The organism is Novosphingobium sp. PY1 (assembly GCF_017312445.1).
Taxonomy (GTDB): domain Bacteria; phylum Pseudomonadota; class Alphaproteobacteria; order Sphingomonadales; family Sphingomonadaceae; genus Novosphingobium.
In genome coordinates this window covers 1-20,802 of sequence record NZ_BLTI01000007.1, presented here as the reverse complement: position 1 = coordinate 20,802, position 20,802 = coordinate 1, and the positions used below count along the sequence as shown (strand labels likewise).

At 61.2% G+C, this 20,802-nt stretch carries 15 protein-coding genes and 2 pseudogenes; 4 read left to right on the top strand and 13 right to left on the bottom strand.

Annotated features, from left to right (window positions below; genetic code table 11):
* Window positions 1-40 precede the first annotated feature (40 nt).
* The 5 genes from J3474_RS09770 to J3474_RS09750 all read right to left on the bottom strand — a co-directional run bounded on the left by J3474_RS09770 (window position 41) and on the right by J3474_RS09750 (window position 7,877).
* Entirely contained in the window at window positions 41-3,685 is a 3,645-nt protein-coding gene (locus J3474_RS09770; protein WP_207094009.1) for a DEAD/DEAH box helicase, read from the bottom strand.
* On the bottom strand, window positions 3,685-4,578 hold the full coding sequence (locus J3474_RS09765; protein WP_242528321.1) for an aminotransferase: 894 nt from the start codon (window positions 4,576-4,578) through the stop codon (window positions 3,685-3,687). Before J3474_RS09765 ends, J3474_RS09770 begins: the two co-directional genes overlap by 1 nt.
* A 52-nt stretch (window positions 4,579-4,630) precedes the next feature.
* On the bottom strand, window positions 4,631-5,503 hold the full coding sequence (locus J3474_RS09760; protein ID WP_207094007.1) for a nucleotidyl transferase AbiEii/AbiGii toxin family protein: 873 nt from the start codon (window positions 5,501-5,503) through the stop codon (window positions 4,631-4,633).
* Window positions 5,496-6,170, bottom strand: a complete 675-nt coding sequence (locus tag J3474_RS09755) for a hypothetical protein (protein ID WP_207094006.1) — start codon at window positions 6,168-6,170, stop codon at window positions 5,496-5,498. The genes J3474_RS09760 and J3474_RS09755 overlap by 8 nt, the downstream gene beginning before the upstream one ends.
* 366 nt (window positions 6,171-6,536) lie before the next feature.
* A complete protein-coding gene (locus J3474_RS09750; protein ID WP_207094005.1) occupies window positions 6,537-7,877 on the bottom strand; it encodes a DUF6602 domain-containing protein in 1,341 nt (446 codons plus the stop codon).
* Between the two features lie 597 nt (window positions 7,878-8,474).
* On the opposite strand from J3474_RS09750, the gene J3474_RS09745 reads away from it, so the two are divergent.
* On the top strand, window positions 8,475-8,666 hold the full coding sequence (locus J3474_RS09745) for a hypothetical protein (RefSeq protein WP_041558874.1): 192 nt from the start codon (window positions 8,475-8,477) through the stop codon (window positions 8,664-8,666).
* Window positions 8,663-8,896, top strand: coding sequence for a hypothetical protein (locus J3474_RS09740; RefSeq protein ID WP_007014461.1), 234 nt, complete (start codon window positions 8,663-8,665; stop codon window positions 8,894-8,896). Before J3474_RS09745 ends, J3474_RS09740 begins: the two co-directional genes overlap by 4 nt.
* Window positions 8,897-8,928: 32 nt before the next feature.
* On the opposite strand, the gene J3474_RS09735 is transcribed toward J3474_RS09740, so the two are convergent.
* The 7 genes from J3474_RS09735 to J3474_RS09710 form a co-directional block, all read right to left on the bottom strand.
* Entirely contained in the window at window positions 8,929-9,381 is a 453-nt protein-coding gene (locus J3474_RS09735) for a YaiI/YqxD family protein (protein ID WP_207094004.1), read from the bottom strand.
* Between the two features lie 201 nt (window positions 9,382-9,582).
* The gene (locus tag J3474_RS09730; RefSeq protein ID WP_207094003.1) at window positions 9,583-10,884 is read right to left on the bottom strand and encodes a glycoside hydrolase family 130 protein; all 1,302 of its coding nucleotides are present in this window, start codon (window positions 10,882-10,884) and stop codon (window positions 9,583-9,585) included.
* On the bottom strand, window positions 10,877-13,213 hold the full coding sequence (locus tag J3474_RS09725) for a glycosyltransferase family 4 protein (protein WP_207094002.1): 2,337 nt from the start codon (window positions 13,211-13,213) through the stop codon (window positions 10,877-10,879). Before J3474_RS09725 ends, J3474_RS09730 begins: the two co-directional genes overlap by 8 nt.
* A gap of 6 nt (window positions 13,214-13,219) precedes the next feature.
* Window positions 13,220-13,354: a hypothetical protein gene (locus tag J3474_RS22915; protein WP_007014456.1), complete on the bottom strand. Its 135-nt coding sequence runs from the start codon at window positions 13,352-13,354 to the stop codon at window positions 13,220-13,222.
* A 1-nt stretch (window position 13,355) separates the two neighbouring features.
* A complete protein-coding gene (locus J3474_RS09720) occupies window positions 13,356-13,601 on the bottom strand; it encodes a hypothetical protein (protein WP_007014455.1) in 246 nt (81 codons plus the stop codon).
* Window positions 13,602-14,155: 554 nt separating this feature from the next.
* Complete coding sequence (locus tag J3474_RS09715; RefSeq protein WP_256437835.1) at window positions 14,156-15,955, bottom strand: bifunctional diguanylate cyclase/phosphodiesterase; 1,800 nt, start codon at window positions 15,953-15,955, stop codon at window positions 14,156-14,158.
* A gap of 151 nt (window positions 15,956-16,106) precedes the next feature.
* On the bottom strand, window positions 16,107-17,105 hold the full coding sequence (locus J3474_RS09710) for a GlxA family transcriptional regulator (protein ID WP_207094000.1): 999 nt from the start codon (window positions 17,103-17,105) through the stop codon (window positions 16,107-16,109).
* A gap of 259 nt (window positions 17,106-17,364) precedes the next feature.
* Between J3474_RS09710 and J3474_RS22695 the strand changes: the two are divergent.
* Both J3474_RS22695 and J3474_RS09705 read left to right on the top strand, forming a co-directional pair.
* Window positions 17,365-17,454: pseudogene (locus J3474_RS22695) on the top strand (integrase); the annotation flags it as partial.
* A 702-nt stretch (window positions 17,455-18,156) separates the two neighbouring features.
* The gene (locus J3474_RS09705) at window positions 18,157-20,499 is read left to right on the top strand and encodes an AAA family ATPase (RefSeq protein ID WP_207093999.1); all 2,343 of its coding nucleotides are present in this window, start codon (window positions 18,157-18,159) and stop codon (window positions 20,497-20,499) included.
* Between the two features lie 157 nt (window positions 20,500-20,656).
* On the opposite strand, the pseudogene J3474_RS22690 reads toward J3474_RS09705, so the two are convergent.
* Window positions 20,657-20,802, bottom strand: a pseudogene (locus J3474_RS22690) (integrase); the annotation flags it as partial.

Genomic DNA, 20,802 nt, shown 5'->3' with positions numbered 1-20,802 from the left:
TCACTCTTGCAGGTTGGCCTGCTCCTGAAAGTGGACGCGGTCAAGCTGGCCGAAAGGAGCGGACCACGGCCGCCTGTGGTCCCGTGGTCCGCAGTTCGAAGTCGCTTCTGAAAAGGTTTCGACCGTCCGGTTTTCTTGCAGCCGACACAGCAAGTTCAAAGCCGGCGGGATCGAGCCAGCGGATTCTGTCGCCATCCTTTATCGGTATGACGGCATACCGCTGCCGATGCCCCAGCGTCCCGGTGAGTTCGGCGCTAAGCAATTCGGGAGGCGTTTCCGACGCATCCCGCCGGGGCAGACTTGCCTGCCAGCGCTGGAACAGCTGCGGGTCGATGCGATCCTCGCTATCCGGCTCCTCGAGGTCGTCCTCAAGCCAAGCATCGAACTCCGGGCGTCGAGCCGTTGCTGCCTCTCTGGTTCGAGCCAGTCCCTGGGCAAGACAGAAGGCAACGAACGGATCATGGGTGCCCCAGCGCAGCAATTCCCGCGCCCAGAAGCCGAACCATGGCAAGCCGGCGGTTTGTTTCCAGTCCGCTAGCGTCGGGGTTGTCGTAGCGTCAGGCGCGCCATCAGACCAAGCTTTCGCCACGACAGCACCAATTGCGACCCCGAGTCGGAATTCAAGGTTGTCAGCCACGAAGCGTTGCCATGCGCGCAGGTTTTCCGCGTCCGGGCCGTTGGCGCCCGGCTCGTTCATCCACCAGACCAGCACATCGTTCCATCGGTCGAGCAGCGCCCGATCCCCAAGCGTCGGGCGCACCCGGAACCCAAAACCCTTATCACCTTCGAGGAGATTCCCGATTGCCTCGAATAGGTCGACCCGCCCTTCGGCGTCGAGCGCTCCATAGTCGAGAGCGCCAGCGATCAACGCCAGGATCTGCGCCGCAACGGCCTCGAAACGCCGCCCCACCCAAGGCGTGAAGCCATATTGATAGAGCCGCTGCCGCTCGCCAGCGTCCGGATAGATATGCCCGATGATCCCACTGCCGCGACGGATGAACGCCGCTTCCAGCCAAGCTTCCTGAGCGGTCGCAACTGCGGTGAATGTCTTTGCCCATAGCACGCGCAGTTGCTCTTCGGCGCGCGCTGGCGTCATTGCAGCCTCATCGTCGCGTTCATTTTCGGCCAGCGCGGTCAGCAGCACACTGTCGAGTTCGTCCATTGCATCGGCAAGGCGCGATGTCGGATCGCTGGCTCCTGTTCCGGCATCGAAGCTGACGGTGCCGGGAGCCGTTCGCTCCAGCCAACCCATGAAAGCGTCGGGCGCTACTCCCAGCAATTCATTGGCCTTGCGCCAGATTCGGGTTAGCAGGAGCGCCAGCGGGCTTTCCGCCGCATCGGCTTCCTGTTCCTCAGCCAGCAACCGGCGGGTCAAATCCTCATAGTCAGCGGTCCATTCGCGAAGTTGTCGTTCCTGAACGGGTCGGGAGGCCCTCGGCTCCATCGAAGGCGCTGTCGTCGAAATCCGCGTCGGCAATGCCACCAGAGTCATGCCCTCAATACCGCGCGCAGCGCCAGGTCGGCCAGCTCGACCCGCAAGGTTACGAAACTCCGAGGTGGAGAACGGCGCGATGATCGGCTCTTCCTTGACCGGATCCCAGGAGCGCCGCTTGAGCGACGTCAGGAAAATGAGGTCGAAGGGGAGGTTTACGCCCTCGGTCAACGTTGCTGTCGCAACGGTGATCGGACAGATTTTCCTATCAATCATCCCGACCATCAGGCGGCGCAGCCGCTGCGGCATCTGGCCATGGCTGGTGGCGATACCGCGGTCGAGCAGGAACAGTTCGAAGGAATCGGCTCCGCAATAATCCAGGCAGGCGGCGCGGGCCTCGTCGAAGCGGTCGCCCAAGATGCCTTCGGGCCTCTCGAACGCGACGATCGCTTCCCAGGCGCCGAGCGCCAAGGCCTCGCTGAGCCAGCGCATTGTCTGCTCCGGTTCCTGCGCTACCGAAATCAGGATGCGTTGGTCTTCTTGGGCCAGATGCAAAGCCGTCCAAAGGACGCTCAGACTATTGAAATGGTTCAGGCTATTGCGCCACTGCGACGGCAGGAGCGGCATGGGGGCAAATCGCAGCGGAAGATAGACGGGATTTTCCTGTCCGCGCAGATAGAGCGGCTTGCCATTCATCAGATCGAGCAGGATCTGCCCCGACGATCCCGGTGCGGTCTCGAGTACGCCGATCACCTGACGCGTGCTCCGGTATCGGACACCGACGGCCTTGGCATCGGCGTGACCCTCGATCCATCGCGCTACCGGGCCGGATGCGCCGCCCGCAACCGCCGTCAGCGCGATGCGGGTTACCTCGGGACGCTGGGCAAGAATGCGCGAGATGAGATTTTCGAGGCGGAGCGACCGATTGCTGTGGTCGGAGAAGCTGACCGCCGTTGCCTCACTGGCTTCGGGCACGACCTGATGGGCTTCATCGATGATCAGCAGCGAAAGCCGCGCGATCAACAGTTTGCCCAGATAGCGCAGCAGGGCATCGGCTTTCTCGACGGTAGCGATCAGGACCACCGGTTCGGCACTGGTCAGCCAAGCATCGGTGATGCCCCAGTCCGCGCCGCCATAGAGGCCGGTAACGATGACGTCGCCGCGCAGTTCGGAACTGAGCTTGGCTTCCACCTCGCCGGCCAGTGCCCTTGATGGGACGATATAGAGCGCCAAGGAACCAAGCCCATCGCCGGGCGCCTTGAGCAGCAATTCCTTGATCAGGGCCAGATTGGCGACAAGCGTCTTGCCTGACCCGGTCGGGGTGCAGAGCGCGAAACTCGACTCCCGTAAAAGCCGGTCGACCCCGTGCAACTGAGACGTCCAGAGGATGCCTCGGTTGCGGCTGAACTGGTCGCGGGCATAGCGTAGCAGACGACCGGTGCGCTCCGGACGCAAAGCGGCAAGCTGTCGTAGCGGCGTAAAAATAGACGCAGCGACATATCGGTCGGCTACCTGCCGCATCAGGCCGATCACCAGCGCCGCGTCATGGCTGAACAACCGGTTGGCGAGGTCATCCATCGCTCGGAGCTTGGCCATCGCGGGCGCCAAACGTTCATCATCGCCCCGCCGTAGGCTGTCTGCAATCAGGCCGAGGGAGCGCACAAGCTCGATGGTAACGGTCCAAAGGAAACCGGGCGCATCGTCTTCATCGTGCATGGCGGCGAAGAGGACGTTCGCGGCGTCCGCGCCTGTCAGCCCAGGATTGGCTTGCCAGAAGGCACCGCCGCGCTCAACGACCCTGTCGAAATCGGCGCGCAGGAAGGCAGCGTAGAGACGGACACCTTCATGCTCGCTCTCGATCTGATCGAGCAACCCCGACGCCATTGCGGGCAAGCCGCCCAGTTGGTATGCCGCAGCAGCGAGAAGCTCGATCGGTACGATGCCCCGCACATCATCGTCGGCCCGCGCGAGCCATTCGAGAATCTCGCCGGTCCGGCGGTAGCAATCGATCGCTTTGGAAGACTCGCTGCCTTCAATCGTGCTGAATATATGCGCAGCATGGAGCAAGCGGCGCGCATCCTCTAACTGGCTCACGGATTCGCGTTCGCTCCAGCCAATCGCTGGCACCTGCCAAGTGGTTTGCAGACAGCGGACATAAGCGCGGGCTTGGGGCCGCGTGAGCGCATTCTCGATGGCAAGCGCCTGTCGGATCTGTTCGGCGAGAGCGAGCCTTTCCTCGTCGAGCGCCGCCATCAGTCGTCACTCCAGAGAAGGGCGTAAAGCTCATCGATCAAGCTGTCGCCATCTTCCAATATCACCTCGACGACCTGGAGGTCCCGTCCAGCGTTATAGTCGGCGGGCACTTCCTCCCAGCCGACCAAGGTTTCGGCCTGCTGACGTTTGGCAGCGCCGTTGCCGCAGATCACGACAAGGTCGGTGCGCTCCGGCCGTGGCCCGAGTTGCAGCACAGCGCGGTCGATCGACAGGATCGTGGCCGCATGGCCTTCACGATCACGCTGTTCGAGCAGGAACTGCAATTGCCGCAGGCCGTGCGGAATAGCAGTGTCGCGATTCATCTCGAACCAGATGCCCTTGCCATTATGCTCTAGTTCGTCCGTGTCGGGATTGCGCACCTTCTTGCCGTGCAGCAGGGCCGCAACTGCCGATTCGGTCAATGTCTTGCGCCACTTGGCTTCGCCGGCAATGACCCGAACAACTTCGCCGCCGCCATTCAACGCGATGCCGACAAAATCGGTGCCGTGGCGACCATAGATTTCCCGCACGCGCTCCGGATCGAAGCGTAGTGCCCAGAGATATTTCTCGACATCATCATGTTCGCGGAACAGGAAGATCGGCACGCGCCAAGCATGTTTGCCGATGAATTCGTCGTGATATGCTTCTGTCACAAGGCCGGCCATCACTTCCCCGAACAGCCCCCTGAGCGCCTTGGACGGCAAGCAGTTGGGATAGGCGATGGCAGGCGCCGCCGCCCCATCGGGATGAAGACTGATACCGATCTTGCGGTGGAAATATTCGCGCGCGTCGAGATGCGCTGATTCGAAATAGGGACGCAGCGCTGCGATGAGATCGTCATCGATCTCCTGTTTCTGTTCGAGCAAGAGGTGGCCGTAATTGCCGCCACGCACTGATCCATAGGCCTCAAGCCAGGTTTCGAGCGCTTCCTTGGGAGGCGGGCAATTATGCATCGCCCTTCTCCCCGGAAGGAGGCACTAACCGTTCGCACTTTGCGAGAAAGAAACGCTCGCTCCACAGCTCGAGCGATTTGGCTTCGGTGGGGCGCAGGAACCGGCGCACATCCTCTGCCGCCGCTTTCCAGTCGATCATCGCAATCGTGTCGCCCAGCACCTGTTTCAGCCAGCTCATGTCGACGGCGACGCTCTCGTCGCCCGCCCACGGGCCGGCCTGGATCAGCGCGGTGCGGAGCAGCTGCAGATTGGGCGGGGTCCCCTTGGCGACATACCAGGAGAAATCATACCAATCCCTGCCTTTGAGGAAGCCACGGCACAACAGCGCATGGATCTTGAGCGCGAAATTGGATGGCAGATCCTGATGATGAACTTCATGGTCGGTCGGGAAGTCGAGATAGGTCGTGTCCTCGCCTGAACCGGCGGGCGGGTTGACGTCGATTTCTAGTTTGATGCGGATCGTTCGCGGCTTGCCCGGCCCGGCGAAAGACAGGTCGAGCTGGCTGGCAAGCGAATCATTCTTGAGCAGTGCCTGGCGGATCGCGCTCTCCATCTTCGCCTTTGGAAGTGCGTCGAGTTTCAGCCCGAACTGTTCGAACACCTCGACCAGCACCTTGAGATAGGGCGACCAGTCGAAATTCGGATCGGGTTTACGCAGCAGGAAATCGAGATCTTCGGAAAAGCGCGGCAAACCATGAAGGATACGCAGCGAGGTGCCGCCCTGGAACAGCGCGACGTCGAAGAAGTCGCCGCGCCAAAGCGCATAGAGCGCAATCTCCTGGAGGATTTCCTTGACGGCATTCTCCTCCTCGAGTGCATTGCTTGCCTCGTAACGGCGCAGCTTGTCCCGAATGATGTCAATCATGGTTGGAAACCTTCCGGCTCATCGCCAGGGCACCTTCAAGGGCCGTGAGGAAGGCTTTCACCGCCTTGTGCTTGTAGACGCACCTGAGTTTGGCGAAGTCCTTGCGTCCGAGCGAGACCAGGTGTTCCTCGTCGATCCGCAGGCCATGGATGAGCCAGTCGAGGCCGCTCCAGGTTTCCTTGCGCAGGGCGGCGAGATCCATCAGTGCGCGCAGCGGCTGCGCGATGAATGCCGCGTGCTTACCCATCTCCACTCGATCGACAGCGGTCAGGAAACGATAATCGGCGATCGCCAAGGGATGGAAATCGAATATGCCGAAGCCAGTGGTCTCATAATGCAGCGTCTTGCGCCCGGGGGTAACGCTGGCAGTGGTGAAGACACCCTCCGGAATCCAGCCGTGCCAGGCCAGCGCGCTTTCTAACGAAATATAGCTGCCCGGTACGAGGTTCTGGGAAATCGTGAAGGGATGGATCGTCTCGCTGCGATAGCGTTGTCCTAGAAGATAGACCCCGCGCTTGACCCGTAGCAGCGAGCCGTCCTTGAGCGCACGGTTGACGAGGCCATAGCGACGCGCATCTCCGCCGCCCAGCAAGCGCGCAAGCTGGCGTTCGCTCAGGACATGATCGGCGAGGCCCGCCGCGGTGATCTGTTGTGCCAAGGATGACATGAAATTCCTGATACTTCCAAATTATGAAAGTTTCCAGAAATTCTTGGCCCTCTTGGCATAATACGAGAATGTCAGCGTACTGCTACAGGGAACGTCGCGCGATCATACCGCAATTCGGCACGCGCCTGCCGAAGGATCTGAGGGTAGAGCGTCACCCAAGATCGTCGGGTGCAGATCGTGCGGAAGCCGAAAGGCCCTCAAGCGCCGAGTGGAAACGCCACAGGCTGTTCGTCGCCGGAGGGCAACTCTGGAGACAGATGTCCCAGGATCATGGCCTAGTTTGATCAGCGGATCCGTGTCCGCCGGATCGACGCCAACCAATTCTTTACGCCGGTCCAGCAATGCGCCACTAAATTTGACGCCTGATCATCGCCTATCTGCCTTCTTTGCCGCCTTCGCGCAGCCGGGGCATCCAGAGATAATGTCCAGCGTGTCGGAATAGTGAAACGGAATGAAGATCGTCATGCCGGCGGTATCGATGGCGTCATAGGCAAGCGCCCCCACCGCCCTGCCATTAAGTAATGCGGGGCGCTGGAGAATGTCGGAGAGCGGCAAGTCATCGGGGTTGAATATCCTCACGTCACCCGGCTGGCGGGCATAGGCCTCTTCATTATCGCCGGGTCTGCCTGCTGCGAGATCTGTGGCCCGAATCCAGTTGATCGATTCAGCGGTGCGGCACCAGTCGCCGACCATGCTCAACTTATCGTCGGCTATCTTTCGTGTGTAATCGCCATGGATCGAGCACTCCCGCAGCTCGGCGAATGCGCCCATGTGGAATGCGTAAGATTGGGGCCCTGCTATAAGCGGAAGGTTGAAATATCTCTCAACGAGTGGCGGTGAAACCTCCGTCGCACGGAGCAATTCCATCAGCATGCTGTAGAACGTGTAGAGGCCATTGCCCTGATCCGGCGCCATATGGATGGCTGGTTCTGCAACGCTTTCCAACTCGTGATTGTGCAGAAGCCCCTCCCGGTCGGTGCCGATGCCAAAGGTTCCGACATTGAGAACCGTGACCGAGTTGGGCCAGACGCTGTAAGGGTTGTCGTTCGTAAAATCGGAAAGGATTCGCCGGATCTCCGGCTGCTCGATGTCGGTCGCGTAGGCGAAAATCATCCCGAACCCGCGTCGGGACAGCTTCTGCCCTGTGCTCACGATCACGCGCGGTCTCACCGGATTGAGGGTTTTGAATGATTTGATGTTGTCCAAGGCGCTAACCAACACCTTCGCGTTGAGCCGGGATTTGACCTGGATCACCCCATAGACCGATTCGATCGGGAGCACTTCGAACACGCTGTCCCGCCGCATGAGGCTGAAGCTGTCGAGAGGGTCGATCAGCGCGATGTCGATCTCCTGGCTCGAATGCCCCGTCGTGGAAGCGGCTCGGAAACTCGATCGGGAGAGACCGTAGCGTTTCGGAAGAAATCCGTTGTCTTCCAGGAAACCTCGCAAGAGATTCTCGCGAATGGCTCCCACGTCGCGAGGATGATCGACGTCGCCGCTTTCCTCGAATGCGCGTGTCATCCGCGCTTGCGCGTAGGCGAATTCCCGGTCGAGCCCGTGGAAGGTTCGCTCCTTCGACCGCAAGGCGCTGGCACGTTCACTCAGGTCGATGATTGCGGCCCGGGCGTCTTCGACCAACGCCTTGGCCTCTCGGTCAGACTCGATCTGCGCCTTGGTCCGGCGCTTGCGCTTGGGTGTCTCTGCCATGGGTGCTTGTTAAGCAGGACACCTGAAAGAGCGCCAGATCATTCCTGTCGCGCCGATCTCGATCAGGCGTCGGCCACTAACGGAGACGCGATTTGGTGATGTTCTCTCCCTGGGAAATGGACTGCGCCGTCTTCACCTGCTGCCGGATGAAATCGGGCGCCAGTCGGATCGTGGCACTGAATGTCACGTCCTCTTGGACCACCGTGTAGTAGGTCAGCCTTTCTCGTTAAGAGCGGCAAGAAGCTACCGCCTTTGAACGTCGGGTCTTGACGGCCGCTGCCGTTCGGAGTGCCTCGCCGGAACGTCGGGAATGTCCCAGAGCCAGTCCATCACGTCGATGCATCGGCCCGATGAATGTGGGGCAGGTAATAGGGAGCTCAAATTGGGCTCGGAATGTCCGCTCTTCAGGCGGGTGTGGTCCTCACCATACACATGAGGGCGGGCAGGGGTAGGCGCTGTCCTGATCCTGGCACTCTTCGATGCTTGTAATTCCGGCAGAAATCCCCATGCTATTGAATACTGCGCGCATTCGTATTTCGTAGGCGCGCGCGGCAGAGAGGCCATGCGCGCTCCCGCTTACATGACGGGAGGGGTGCTGTGGACCTCAACGAACTATTTTCCCGCCACCAGATCGCGCTGATCCGCGCGGATCGAACCGAAACCTCCAGCGAGCATCGCCGATATGCCGCACAGGCAGACTGCTTCGCTTCGCGACTCGGCGCGCTGCAGCAGCACCTTGGTGCCCGCACACCCCCGCTGGCGGCCGCTCGCGGGAGGCTCTCGCCATGAGCCGGGCGATGAATGTGGCTCTCACCGAAGCCGAAGTCATCGCGCACTGTGAGGGGGCGGACGTCGCCATCAGCGCGATCGAGCCGCTGCCCGCCGGCGGCACCCATGTGGTCACTGTAACCGGCGACGGCGCCGCGATCATGCGGCGCGTGCTCGCCAAGCACCTGATCGAGGGCCGAGTGAAACGTTTCGCTTTCATGCATTCGCGCCCCACGCCGCTTTCCTATTGAACGGAATCCCGGCCGCGGCGCGGCGACCGGCATCAAGCCTGCCGTCGCAGTTTCACCAACGTTTCGTCGAGACTCGACAGGTAGCGTGAGCGGTCGGCATTGCTGAATGGGGGCGGTCCACCCACGATATCGCCACCGACGCGCAGGTCGGCCATGATCGCCCTTGTCGCGATGGCGCTGCCTATCGATGAACTGGTGAATAGCTTGCCGGTCGGAGCGCTGACCGCCGCCCCGAGTTTCAGGCAGCGGTCCGCCAGCACGATGTCCGCCGTGATTACGACAGTGCCTGTGGTGGCATGCTCGACGATCCAGTCATCCGCTGCGTCGAAGGCGTCGCTCACTACCTTGCGCGAAATGAGCGGATCGCGCGGCACGCGGATCGGGCTGTTGCTTATGACAACGACCGGTACCTTGTAGCGGGCAGCAACCCGGTAGGTCTCGTCCTTTACCGGACAGGCGTCGGCATCGATTAGAATCTGGATCATGTCTTCCCATAGCGACACAGCACGCCAATGGCTAAGCGGCACATCGCGCTTTCGTCTGCTCCCGCGTGCGCCGAGTGCAATGACTTGTTTCGCACGGACGCGGCCAAACTGCGGCCATCGCACACATTCGAATCCCAAAACGGCGGAATGAGAGATCGGTGGCGGAAAGTGCCCCTTCACGTAGACCGCAAGATCTGCCTTTCAGTCTTTGAGAAGTTCGAGAAGCCTGGCCGTCTTGATCGTGGCGAAGGTCGAGAAAGCGTCGGAAATGGCATAGGGCAGGAGGATGCGCTCCCCGACTTTCATGCCGCCGCACGAATAGACAACATTGGGAACATACCCCTGTCGCTCGGCAATTTCCGGCTGGACGAGCGGTTCGCGCGAGCGAGCGATCACACGCGACGGGTCCTGCTTGTCGAGGAGGACGGCACCGATCGAATAGTGGCGCACGGGTCCGACGCCGTGGGTGAAGAGAAGCCAGCCCTCGTCAAGCTCTATGGGTGAGCCGCAATTGCCGATCTGGACAAACTCCCACGGATATTTGGGCTTCATGATCACCTCGCCCAGCCCCCAATCGTAAAGAGTGTCGGAGGTGATGAGGTGAAGGCTTTCATTGTCGTGGCGCGCGATCATCGCGTAGCGTCCGCCGATCTTGCGGGGAAACAGCGCCATGCCCTTGTTGCGCGCCGCAACGCCTTTGAGTGGTGCCATCCGAAACGAAAGGAAATCGCTGGTTTCAAGCAGTTCGGAACGAATGCCGCGACCGCTGTAGGCGGTATAGGTCGCATAATAGGTGGTTCGTCCCTCATCCCTGAAAGCCACGAAGCGGGCGTCCTCGATCCCGTTCGCCTGCATATCGGTGACGGGGAAGATCACCCGCTCGGCAATATCGCTGTCGGGATCGAAGGTGAGTTCCAGATGATCGCCGAGACGGGCCGTCACCTCCGGCGTGCCGGCAAGCCGTTCGGGCGGGTCGATGAAGACCGTTCCGTCGGCGGCCAGTACTCCAGACCGGAAGGTCAGGGACGAGATGTGGCCTTCGCCGACCGCGCGCAGGCTCAGAATGAAGCGGCCGCAATCCTCGGCCAATCCCGACTGGTCCGGATGCAGCACGATGCTGGGGTTGAAAAGGGCGGCCGCCTCGAAACTGTATTCATGGAGGAAATAGGCGCCGACGAGTTGGCGCTGCGCTTTCGAAAAGGCCGCGTGGCTGGCAAGGGCGTCCTCCATTTCCGCCGCGCGCCGTTCGAAGATCGCAGGCAGATTTCGGTGCCGGTCGTCGAAGTTCCGCAGCGTTGCGGCAAGCAGTTCCAGCGTTTCGTCCTCCCCAAGGGCGAGGACGCGATCGACGATGTGATTGGCCCGCGTCTTGTCGACGGGGTTCAGATCTCTGGGTTCGACCGCAGGCCGGAACGGGCGAACGACGACGCGCGATGGATCGGGCCGCAGATGGAGCGCCTGCCGATTGAAGAAAGGCGAATGCGGTGTGCCAGCCTCACGCATCGACGGTGCCTATCGGCAGCGGTGTGGTCGCGCGCATGGCCCGTGGTGCTGCGGTCGGGCACCCCGCGTCATCCAGCCGCTTCATATCGGCCAGCCCAAGCAGATAGGACAGCGTCGATTCCGCTCCCCGGTTTTCGTTGGCCCGGTCGGGATGAAGCCCATCGCGGCAACTCCCGGTTGCGACATCGACAAGCTCGACGGCCAGGTCGTTCGCGCCGAGAAACCAGGCGAAGGCACGCTCCGACTCCGCTCGCCACGGGAAATCGGGATCGACGCCCCGCGCCGCGATACAGGCCGCAATCGTTGCACACGCTTCCAGGGGCTGTTGATCGAAAGGCTGCGGCGTACTGCGGGGTGGCTGCAGGAAACCGTGCGATCCGACAGGCCGGAAATGCCCCTGCGGCGCGGTCTGCATCGCAATGAGCCAGTGCAGGCTGCGGAGCCCGGCATCGACGAGATGCGGCGCGCCCGTAGCGCCCCCCGTGACGATCAGGGATTGGGGCAACCGCGCATTGTCATAGCTCAGGCCATCCTCGAACCATGTCCATTCCGGGGTTTCGTTCGCCCGCAGCAGTCCTTCCAGGCGGCCGGCGAGCTGAACCCGCGTCCGCGCAGCCGCGTGATCTTCGGGGTATGCGGCACAATAGGAAACGAGACCGAGCAGGGTGAACGCCCATGCGCGCGGGGATGTGAAGGCTGCCACGCCTTCCAGCGCTTCGCAGAAGAGCCCCTTCGCCCAGCGCGCGCGTCCCGGCGCACAGGCATGTGCGCTATAGGTGCCGAGCGCCCAAAGCGTGCGTCCGTGGCTGTCCTCCGATCCCGCGGGCTCCAGCCATTGCCGGTTGAACCCCATGAAGTTGCGAAAGCGCCGGTTGTCGGGATTCCAGCCATGCTGGATAAAGGCCGCGAATGTCGACGACAGGCGGCCGGCAAGCGGCGCATCGGGTCCCCCGGCAAGGCTGCAGCACAGCAGCAGCGCTCGCGCATTGTCATCAATGCAATATCCATGGTCGCGGTCGGGTATGGCATGGACAGCATGCTGGAACATACCAGTGTCGTCGCACATGGCGGTAAAATGTTCGAGGGCCATCGCCGGGAGCGTTGGATCGAGCAGCGCACACGATATTTTCGGGGCGGGACCGGCGGGCGTGCCCGGCCCGGGGCATGTCGCAAGCCTGCCCTCTCGGCAGGCCGCGCGAAAGCTGGCGGCATAGCGGTGCGCCGTATTGGCCCATGTCATTGGACGGCTGGCGGCATAGGCTTTGCGCCCCATCGCCAGACGCTGCGTCTCGTCACCCAGGAGGGCCGCTATCGCCGGTCCGAAGCCGGCAGGATTGTCGAACGGGACCAGCACGCCCGATCCGTCGGCCAGCAGTTCGGCGGCATGCCAATAGGGCGTGGAGACGACCGGGCGGCCCACGCCGTGCGAATAGGCCAGAGTGCCCGAGGTCATTTGCGATTCCACCAGATAGGGCGTGGCATAGACATCGCACATGGCGATGTGCTCGAGCAGTGCGGGGCGATCGACGAAGCGGTTGATGAAGACGACATGGTCGTCGAGGCCAAGCTCGTGAACGCGGTCCACCAGGCTGTCGCGATATCGCTCCCCCTCTTCGGCGTGCAATATCGGATGAGTCGCGCCCATCACCACATAAACGACGTCGGGGGATCGCTTGACGATTTCCGGCATCGCCTCGACTATCGTTTCGATTCCCTTGTTCGGGCTGATCAGCCCAAAGGTCAGGATGACCCTGCGCCCGGCAAAACCCAAGCGTTCTTTCGCGTCCCGTGACGAAACGAGCGGAACATCGGGAATGCCGTGCCCGATGATATCGATCCGGTCCGGGTCGGCGCCGTAGGTTTCGATCAGTATCTTACGGGCCTTGCGGGCCATGACGATCACGCGAGCGGATGCTGCGATTATGGCATCCATGACCCGGCGCTGCGCCGCGCTCGGCCGGTCGAGCACCGTGTGCAATGTGGTGACGAGCGGAGCGTCGAGCCTGGCGATCAGGTCGAGGACGAGCGCGCCCGCGTCACCGCCAAAGATGCCGTACTCATGCTGCAGGCAAACGAGATCGAACCCTTCGCGGTTGATGAAGTCTGCGCCTGCCCGATAGTCGCCAGATTCCTCCTGCCGGATCGTCTTTCCGACGATTGAAGGAAAGGCGTGGTCAGCACCCGGCTCGCACATCGCGACAATTGTCGTTTCGGCGATCTCGTCGAGCGCCCCGACCGCAAGTTCCAGGTCGCTCGTGAAGGTGGCTATGCCGCAGCGGCGCGGAAGGGCATTGCCGATAAAGGCGATCCGGAGCGCGGGTGTGTGCAAGCCATCTCAGTGCTTGCCTTTCGGCTTGACGATCATCTTTACCGCGGACGTTTCCTGGACCGCGAGTGCCGTGGGCGACTTCGGCTTTGCCACCTTGGGCTTGCGAAGCTCGCGATTGCTGCGTTTTTGTGATTTGGCCATTTCAGACGGCTCCAGCTTGGTTGTTCCGGATCGATAGGTCGGCAGAAGGCCGCAGGTGGGAAAATGCAATCAGCCGCCCCGTCGCATTCCGGGGGAAATAGGGACGGTGGCGATAAGGGAAAGATCCCAGGCACAGGCCGATGGTTTCGATCGTGCGTCCGTATCTATCGATCTCCGTCGGATCGGTCGCGGCGGAATATCGCATCAGCGCGATTTGTTCGTCCTGAAGTAATTGATTGAGGCACATGGCGCGCGCTCCTGCATCAAGCGAGGGTAAAAACTTATCCCTCTGTCACGTGGAGCTTGTTCGAAATCAGGTGATGAAGGCTCTTTAGCACATGGACGAAATATCACTGCACGAATTCAGGAATAATATTTGGAGTTCGGACAGGCGCGGCAGCCGGATCCTTACAATGCGAATGGGGACCCGCACAAAATCCCTTTTTTAATCAGCAATCCTATAGGATAGCTGCGTTTCACCGTTCGCGATCCCTGGAGCTTGGCCGCTATCGGCTCCTCGATCCTGTCGGGGAGCCGATGCGGGCACATGAACATCCGACCGCTTTCGACGATGCCTCCCGAGCCTCTGAACGGCAGGAATGTTGGCGACTTCAGGCAGGAGGCAGGGGGCGCGCGCGCCGGCAGGAGCCGACCAACGCACAAGCCGTTCCGGTGAATCCACAAGAATGTCGGCTCTCGCCGAAACCGGTCACAGTAGGGCCAAACGGCGGCCGAACAGGTGCCGCGCCCACTTCTGCCGGTCGCGAAGCAGTGGCTCGCCACCTTAAGGCGATCGTTGGCTTATGCGGGTTCGGTTCTGCCATCCCCATCGAGCATGGTCAGAAACCGTCGTGCGTCCCACCCTTCACGTATGATCAGCCCCTCCTTGAGAAGCCTTTCGAATTGAAGCTCATCCACAGGGGCGGCAATCAGGTAGCCCTGCCCGACCGAGCAGCCTAGCGCCCGCATGATCGCTCGCTCGGCCTCTGTCTCGATTCCTTCGGCGACGACGCGGATGTCCAGCGCCGCGCCCAGCTTGATAATGCTTTCGACAATGACTCGCTTGGCCGCGCTGTGCGCCACGTCATGAACAAAGCTGCGATCGATCTTGATCTCGCTAAGCGGAAAACGCTCCAGATAGCGCAGGTTGGAATAACCAGTGCCAAAGTCGTCAATTGCAATGCCCACGCCCAGGCGCCGCAATTGCTCAAAGGTTCGGCGGATAGCGGCCGGCTCAGGGATCAACAGATTCTCGGTCAGTTCCAGCGTTAGCCATTCGCCTCGGCAGCCAGTCTCCTCAAGCATCCGTTCGACAAAGGCGGCCATGTCCCGCCGCGTAAATTCTATCACTGACACGTTGTAGGCGAAACGAAACGGCGTGCGACGCCCACGGTTGACCCGCACGGCGTACATCGCGAGCGTGCGCAGGCCCCACGCGCCTATCTCCATTATGGTGCCGGTGTCCTCAGCGACGCTGATGAAACGGGCAGGCGGCTGAAGGCCGAATGCGCCGTGATTCCATCGCAGCAGGGCTTCGGCGCCGACCAAGTCGCCAGAGCCGAGGTCGACTTGCGGCTGGTAGTGGAACAGCAGTTCCTCGTTAGTGACAGCAGTTTGCAGTTCGTTCGCCAACCGGATGCGGTTGTGCGCGTCCCGCTCGTCCGCCGCCGCAAACGGAAGCGGTGGGTGGGCAGGCATGGCCTTGGATCGTTGTAACGCCGCGCCGGCCTGCCGCACTAGCTTAAGCGGGTCGGTGTTACCGAACCCGATCGTGAAGCCAGCGGCGAACTGCACCGCGAGGGAAGCACCAGGAAGGATAAAGCGCGGCCTCAACTGCGCCAAGACGCCGGTGACGACGCTTGAAGCGCGACTGGTGTCGTCGAGTTCGAACGCGAGCGCAAAGCTGTTGGTCCCCGTACGGGATATGGCAACCGCCGGTTGCGTCGCGAGACGTGCGGCTACTGATTGAAGGAGGGCATCGCCAACATCATGGCCAAAACCGCTATTAACATCATGAAACCGCAGAATATCGAGCTTGACGAGCAGCAGGACGGAGTTCGCTGACCCTTCGATTGCCGCGAGCCTGTCGAGCAGACCGTAGCGGTCGAGCAGGCCGGTCAGTCTATCGATACCCGCTGCATGCGTGACATCGCGGATCAGGCCAACGAAATGCGTGAGATGCCCGTCATCATCCCGAAGTGGCTCCAGACGCAGCGCATTGAGAAACATCGTGCCGTCCCGCCGGTAATTGCGCAGTGTCACCGAACAGGAATGCCCTTCCGCCAGTGCGGCGCGGATTTCGGCGATCTCGGGTTGGAGCCGGTCGCTCCCCTGGAGATAGCGGCAATTCTTGCCGATCGCCTCTGCGGCCGGATAACCGGTGATCATCTCGAAGGCCGGGTTTACCTGCATGATCGGCTGTCCTCGCAGGCGCATGTCGGCAATAAGCATACCATCGCTGGAATGGGTGAACGCCAGCAACGATGCAATTTGAGGGACCACTGGCTCGATTGGCCGCTTCTTCAACGGGGGCCACCTAATCGGCGTGAACGAGGAGCGTACCGAGGCCGGGCCTTCGGCGTCTTCTGTTTCACGCGACATTGCGCGGACACGTCCCGAATTCTGACGAAGCACCCGCGCATTCCGGATTTTTTTGCTGCTCTAGGCGTAGCGGATCAAGTTGCATGTCACGGCCTCCGGGCGCAATGATGCGACCCCGGCACAAGCGCTACAACTTCGCTGGAGCGTCATTTCAGGACAAATCGGCGGCACTTTCGTCTTCAGTCGCCTTTCCAGAGCCTGCGGTTTGGAAACGGAGCCGATATTGCAACGGCGCGACTCCGATCCTGCGCAGAAATGCTCGTCTGAGCGTCGTTGTTGATCCAAAGCCAGCGGCATAGGCAATCGCCTTGATCGGATGGGTGCTATCCTCGAGCAGGCGCCGAGCAATATCGATCCGGGTCAATTCGACATAAGTGGCCGGGTTTATGCCTAACTCTGCGCGGAACAGCCTGGCCAAGTGGCGCGGACTGACGTTGGCGACGTCGGCCAGCGCCTCAAGACGCAGGTTCGCGCGCGGACTCTCAAGGATGTGCATTCTTACCCGGTCGATCGGGCCAGCGCCCGCGACTTGCGACGTTAAGGCCTCGCTGAACTGCGACTGCCCGCCGGGCCGCTTCAGAAAGACGACCAGCCGCCGCGCCACCCAAAGCGCCAGCGCGCGCCCATGATCCTCCTCGATCAGTGAGAACGCGAGATCAATTGCGGCTGTCACCCCGGCGGAGCTGAAAACTGGCCCGTCGCGAACAAAAATGCGGTCGGAATCGACCCGAATGTCTGGATAGTCTGCCGCAAGGTGATCGGCATATTGCCAGTGAGTTGTAGCGCATCGTCCCGACAACAACCCGGCATCAGCCAGCAGGAAGGCGCCCGTACAGGTGGAGCCATATCGCCGCGAATGCAGGGCCTGCTCCCGCAGCCACTGCGTGACGTCCTTGCTTGGACGAGCGGGAAGGCCATACGGTCCGACGACGATCAAGGTGTCGGAGGGTTGGCTCACATCCGAGATACCCGCATCGGGCACATATTTCACGCCAGAGGCGCTCTCCTCGGCAATGCCTCGCTCGGTCACCAGTCTAACGCGATAGCTATCGCCAGAGGCCATCTTGCAGTTAGCCTCGAAAAGCGCGTCGCGTATGCCGGCGATTTCAAGCAGATGCACGTTGCTGGGGGCGAAAATTGTAATGAGCACGGCCTGAGCTCCGCTTGGCGACGGCGTTGGAGGCCGCTGCTCACAATAACAAGTAGTCACTATGGCGCGAAATTCCAGAATGGTTCCAATCTATCCGGAGATTTTACCTTTAGATCCCCTTCGCCCAACTGTTCACCAATTGCCAACCCGGCGGCGACGCGTGGACGGTGTCTATATCTCTTGTGTGCATTTCCACTGCGAATGATGGCGGCCTATTCATCCTCAACGCGGTGACCTGCCTGGCGGCACATCGTGGCCGCTGGGGCATACTAACATCGAGAACACGGTCCGATATCTCGGCGTCGACATCGACGACGCACTCACCTTGTTTGAGCGGACCGAAATCTGAGCTTTTACCAGCTCCTCGATCACCTCGGGGAGCTGGTCTAACAGCATGAATGACCGGCCGCTATCAACGAGCAATTTCGAGCAGGCGAACGTCCGGTCTTCAGGCGGCTCCCGTCGGCCCGACCGGCCGCGAGCGAACGGCAGCATTTCAAACTTTTAATCCGGAAGGCGCCGTTCCGGACCCGCCCTTCGGCGCTCTAGAGCGGACCGGGCGCAAGGTCCCACTATTAGCAGTTCGCTTCTGGCGGCAGCCGACCAATCCACGTCATTTGGAACCAACGATATGGACGGCGGCTTGTGACTCTTCGCTGACCTTGGGAAGGTCCGCTTCCGAACGTGAAGAGCGCGCCGATGACGCGGATCCCCGGACGGGAAAGCTGACTCAATGCGACAGTTCGGAACGCCGCCTTATAATGCTGTTGGCGCTGCTTAGGACCTGACTTTTCGCCTTGACCCCATCTATGCATTGCTAGTTTGATCTCTAGCATAAGCTGTGGGAGGCGACTTTGAGTGAACCTGGCGATTGGGTAGATATGCGGCTTGCGGCGGCCATAAAGGCGGCGACTACAAGCGACCATGTATTTCCAAGCGCGGTTGCTGCCGAATTCCGCAAGCTTCTTGCAGGGCCTCTGCAAGAAGCAAGGAAGCCTGCTGAGTTGGATGAGATAGCCACCTTGCTTATCTCTGCAAACCGGGGCTGCAGATGAGGCTGCGCTCCATCAGCCTCCAATGGTTTCGGGGAGCAGCAGAGAGTGCAACGCTCGAACTCGGTGGGCGCTCTGCGGCGATCTACGGGACTAACGGCGCGGGCAAGAGTTCTTTCGTGGACGGCATTGAGGTCATGCTCGGCGGCGGGAAAGTCGGCCATCTCAGCCACGAGTATGCCGGCCGAAACCAAGAGAAGGGGCTGCTGAACACGGTACGCCCGGCTGGGCAGCAAACAGTGGTGAAGATCACCCTGACCGACGGGTCGTCTCAGACGCTGACATGGCAGGCTGGCGCTCCGACGCGGGCCCAGCAAGGCGCGACGGGGATTGAGCATTGGGACTACCGCCGCACGGCACTCCGACAGGAGAAACTGTCAGGGTTCATCCGGGCCACCAAGGGCGACAAGTACGGTGCCGTTTTGCCACTTCTTGGGCTGTCCCATCTGGAGACGGCGGCCGAGAACCTACACAAGCTGGTGAAAGCCATCGAACGACAAGGCGATTTGCCTGCCCTCCGTGCCAAGCTGGACCTCGCGGCCGACCGCCGCAAAGAGGTGTTTGGTGAGCAAACGAATGATCAGCTCCTTGCTCGCTTGGAGCAGCTTCGCCTCATCTACGCGCCGAAGCAGGCTGTGGAGTCTCGAACGAAAACCGTGGCCGATGTGCTGGTTGCCATCGACGACCAGATCGCCTCCCTCAGCGCCGACCAACGGCGGGCAGCAGCGGTTGGCGAGATTGGTGGGAGCGACCTAGAAACTAGCTTAGCGAAAGTCTCGGAGGCTGCGTCAAGGATTGCAGAAGTGGCCGAGCCTCTCATTAAGGAACGCCTCGAAGTTTTGAGCGCCGCAGATGGTTTCGCGTCAGCGGGAGGCGACCTCCAAGGCCGCATCGCTTGCCCGGCTTGCGGCAGGGAAGTCGACGCTGACGAGTTCCGGGAGCATGTGGCCAATGAGCGAGACCGGCTGTCAGCAGCTCAGAAAATGTATGACGAGCATCGGGCGGCCGTCGGGGAAGTATGCGAGGAAGTCGCCCGCCTGCGGACCATTTTCGGAAAGGAGGACTTAGCCGGTTGGCGGACTGGCCTATCAGCCTGCCTTGCTGAGCATGCCGCTTACCTCGCGGCGCTCGTACCTGCCGACCTGAGAAACACGTGCGGTCCGGAAGATATTACGGAGCTTCAGGCGAAGGTTCTGCCAGTTGTCGCGCGGGCGGCCGAGGACGCCAAAGCCTCTCCCCCACAGGTTCAGACTCTGGTGGATCATCAGGGGGAGGGTAGGGTTCTCCAAGCGTCCCTGAAGGCTGGCGCACTGCGGGCGGGATTGAACCGAGCCGACGCCCTGATCAGACTCGTCAAGGAGCTAGAGGCTGGGGTCAGGGAGGAAACTGCGGAGCGGGCGCGCACGACCTTTGAAAGCATTTCCGGTGACTTGCAGCGGTATTGGAAAGTCCTCCAGCCCAATGACGTGATCACGGACGTGCGGCTCGTGGTACCTAAGGATAATGACAAAGCCGTGGAAGTCGCTCTCCGGTTTCACGGGAAAGCTCAAGATAGCCCGCGCCTTACCCTCTCGGAAGGTCAGCGCAACGCTCTCGGGCTCTGCATCTTTCTGGCAATGGCGCACAAGGCTGCGGATAAGGACTGTCCCATTATCCTCGACGATGTGGTCATCAGTTTCGACCGCGAACATCGCTCAAGGGTTGGGGCTTTGCTGCGGCAGGAATTTGCGGACCGGCAGGTCGTCCTGCTGACCCATGACCGAGAATGGTATTTCGAGCTGCAGCGTACCTTGCCTGGAACACACTGGGGGTTCCAGCGGCTTCGACCGTTCACCACGCCGATCTCCGGGATCACCTTCGCAGACCACGGCCTGGACATTAGGGCGGCGAAGGCGCGGGCGAAGACGGAGCCTGAAGAAGCGTTGGGAAACGTCCGCCGGTTGATGGATGTGGCGCTTAGTGAGGTGGCGGAGAGGATCGGTCTAGCCGTCCCGCATATGCGGGGCGATGACAACGACCACCGCACCGCTGGTCAGTTCCTCGTGGCTCTGGAGCGCGCGGCCACCAAATCCTTCCGCAAGAAAGCTGGGGACGCTTACGTTCCTAACGCTGACGCTCTCGCTGCGATCCAGAAGACGAAGCCTGAGCTGGCAATCTGGGGAAACCGAGGGACCCATACTTTCAGCGGCAGCACGACCGAAGCGGAGGAGCTGATCGACGGATGCGAGGCCGTCCTCGAAGCTTTCATGTGTGATGATTGTGGGACCCCGGTCGGCGTTTATGATTCGACAGGAGCCAAGGTCGAATGCCGGTGCGGGAACCTGCAATGGCGGCCGGGGTAGCTCCAAACGTCGAATATCGGTGAGTCCCGTTTCGGAAGAGACACGGATGTCGACTATTGGCATAATCAGCCATTCAGCAGTGAGACCGCGAATGGCGGCCTCGTCCCAAAGGCCCACCAAAGTTGGCTCCCCGCCAGTGGTGCGGGGAGCCAACGGTTCAAATTTCGGTATTCTCGGCGAGGGCAAGCGCGTCTTCCACGTCGATCCCAAGATACCGCACCGTATTTTCGATCTTGCTATGACCGAGCAGGATCTGGACGGCGCGCAAGTTGCCGGTTGCCGGGTAGATGATCGACGCCTTCG

Coding starts and splice junctions, on each gene's coding strand:
- J3474_RS09715 (WP_256437835.1), bottom strand. CDS start 15,955: ATGTCGCGTGAAACAGAAGACGCCGAAGGCCCGGCCTCGGTACGCTCC.
- J3474_RS09750 (WP_207094005.1), bottom strand. CDS start 7,877: ATGGCAGAGACACCCAAGCGCAAGCGCCGGACCAAGGCGCAGATCGAG.
- J3474_RS09755 (WP_207094006.1), bottom strand. CDS start 6,170: ATGTCATCCTTGGCACAACAGATCACCGCGGCGGGCCTCGCCGATCAT.
- J3474_RS09740 (WP_007014461.1), top strand. CDS start 8,663: ATGAGCCGGGCGATGAATGTGGCTCTCACCGAAGCCGAAGTCATCGCG.
- J3474_RS22915 (WP_007014456.1), bottom strand. CDS start 13,354: ATGGCCAAATCACAAAAACGCAGCAATCGCGAGCTTCGCAAGCCCAAG.
- J3474_RS09760 (WP_207094007.1), bottom strand. CDS start 5,503: ATGATTGACATCATTCGGGACAAGCTGCGCCGTTACGAGGCAAGCAAT.
- J3474_RS09730 (WP_207094003.1), bottom strand. CDS start 10,884: ATGCGTGAGGCTGGCACACCGCATTCGCCTTTCTTCAATCGGCAGGCG.
- J3474_RS09720 (WP_007014455.1), bottom strand. CDS start 13,601: ATGTGCCTCAATCAATTACTTCAGGACGAACAAATCGCGCTGATGCGA.
- J3474_RS09735 (WP_207094004.1), bottom strand. CDS start 9,381: ATGATCCAGATTCTAATCGATGCCGACGCCTGTCCGGTAAAGGACGAG.
- J3474_RS09705 (WP_207093999.1), top strand. CDS start 18,157: ATGAGGCTGCGCTCCATCAGCCTCCAATGGTTTCGGGGAGCAGCAGAG.
- J3474_RS09770 (WP_207094009.1), bottom strand. CDS start 3,685: ATGGCGGCGCTCGACGAGGAAAGGCTCGCTCTCGCCGAACAGATCCGA.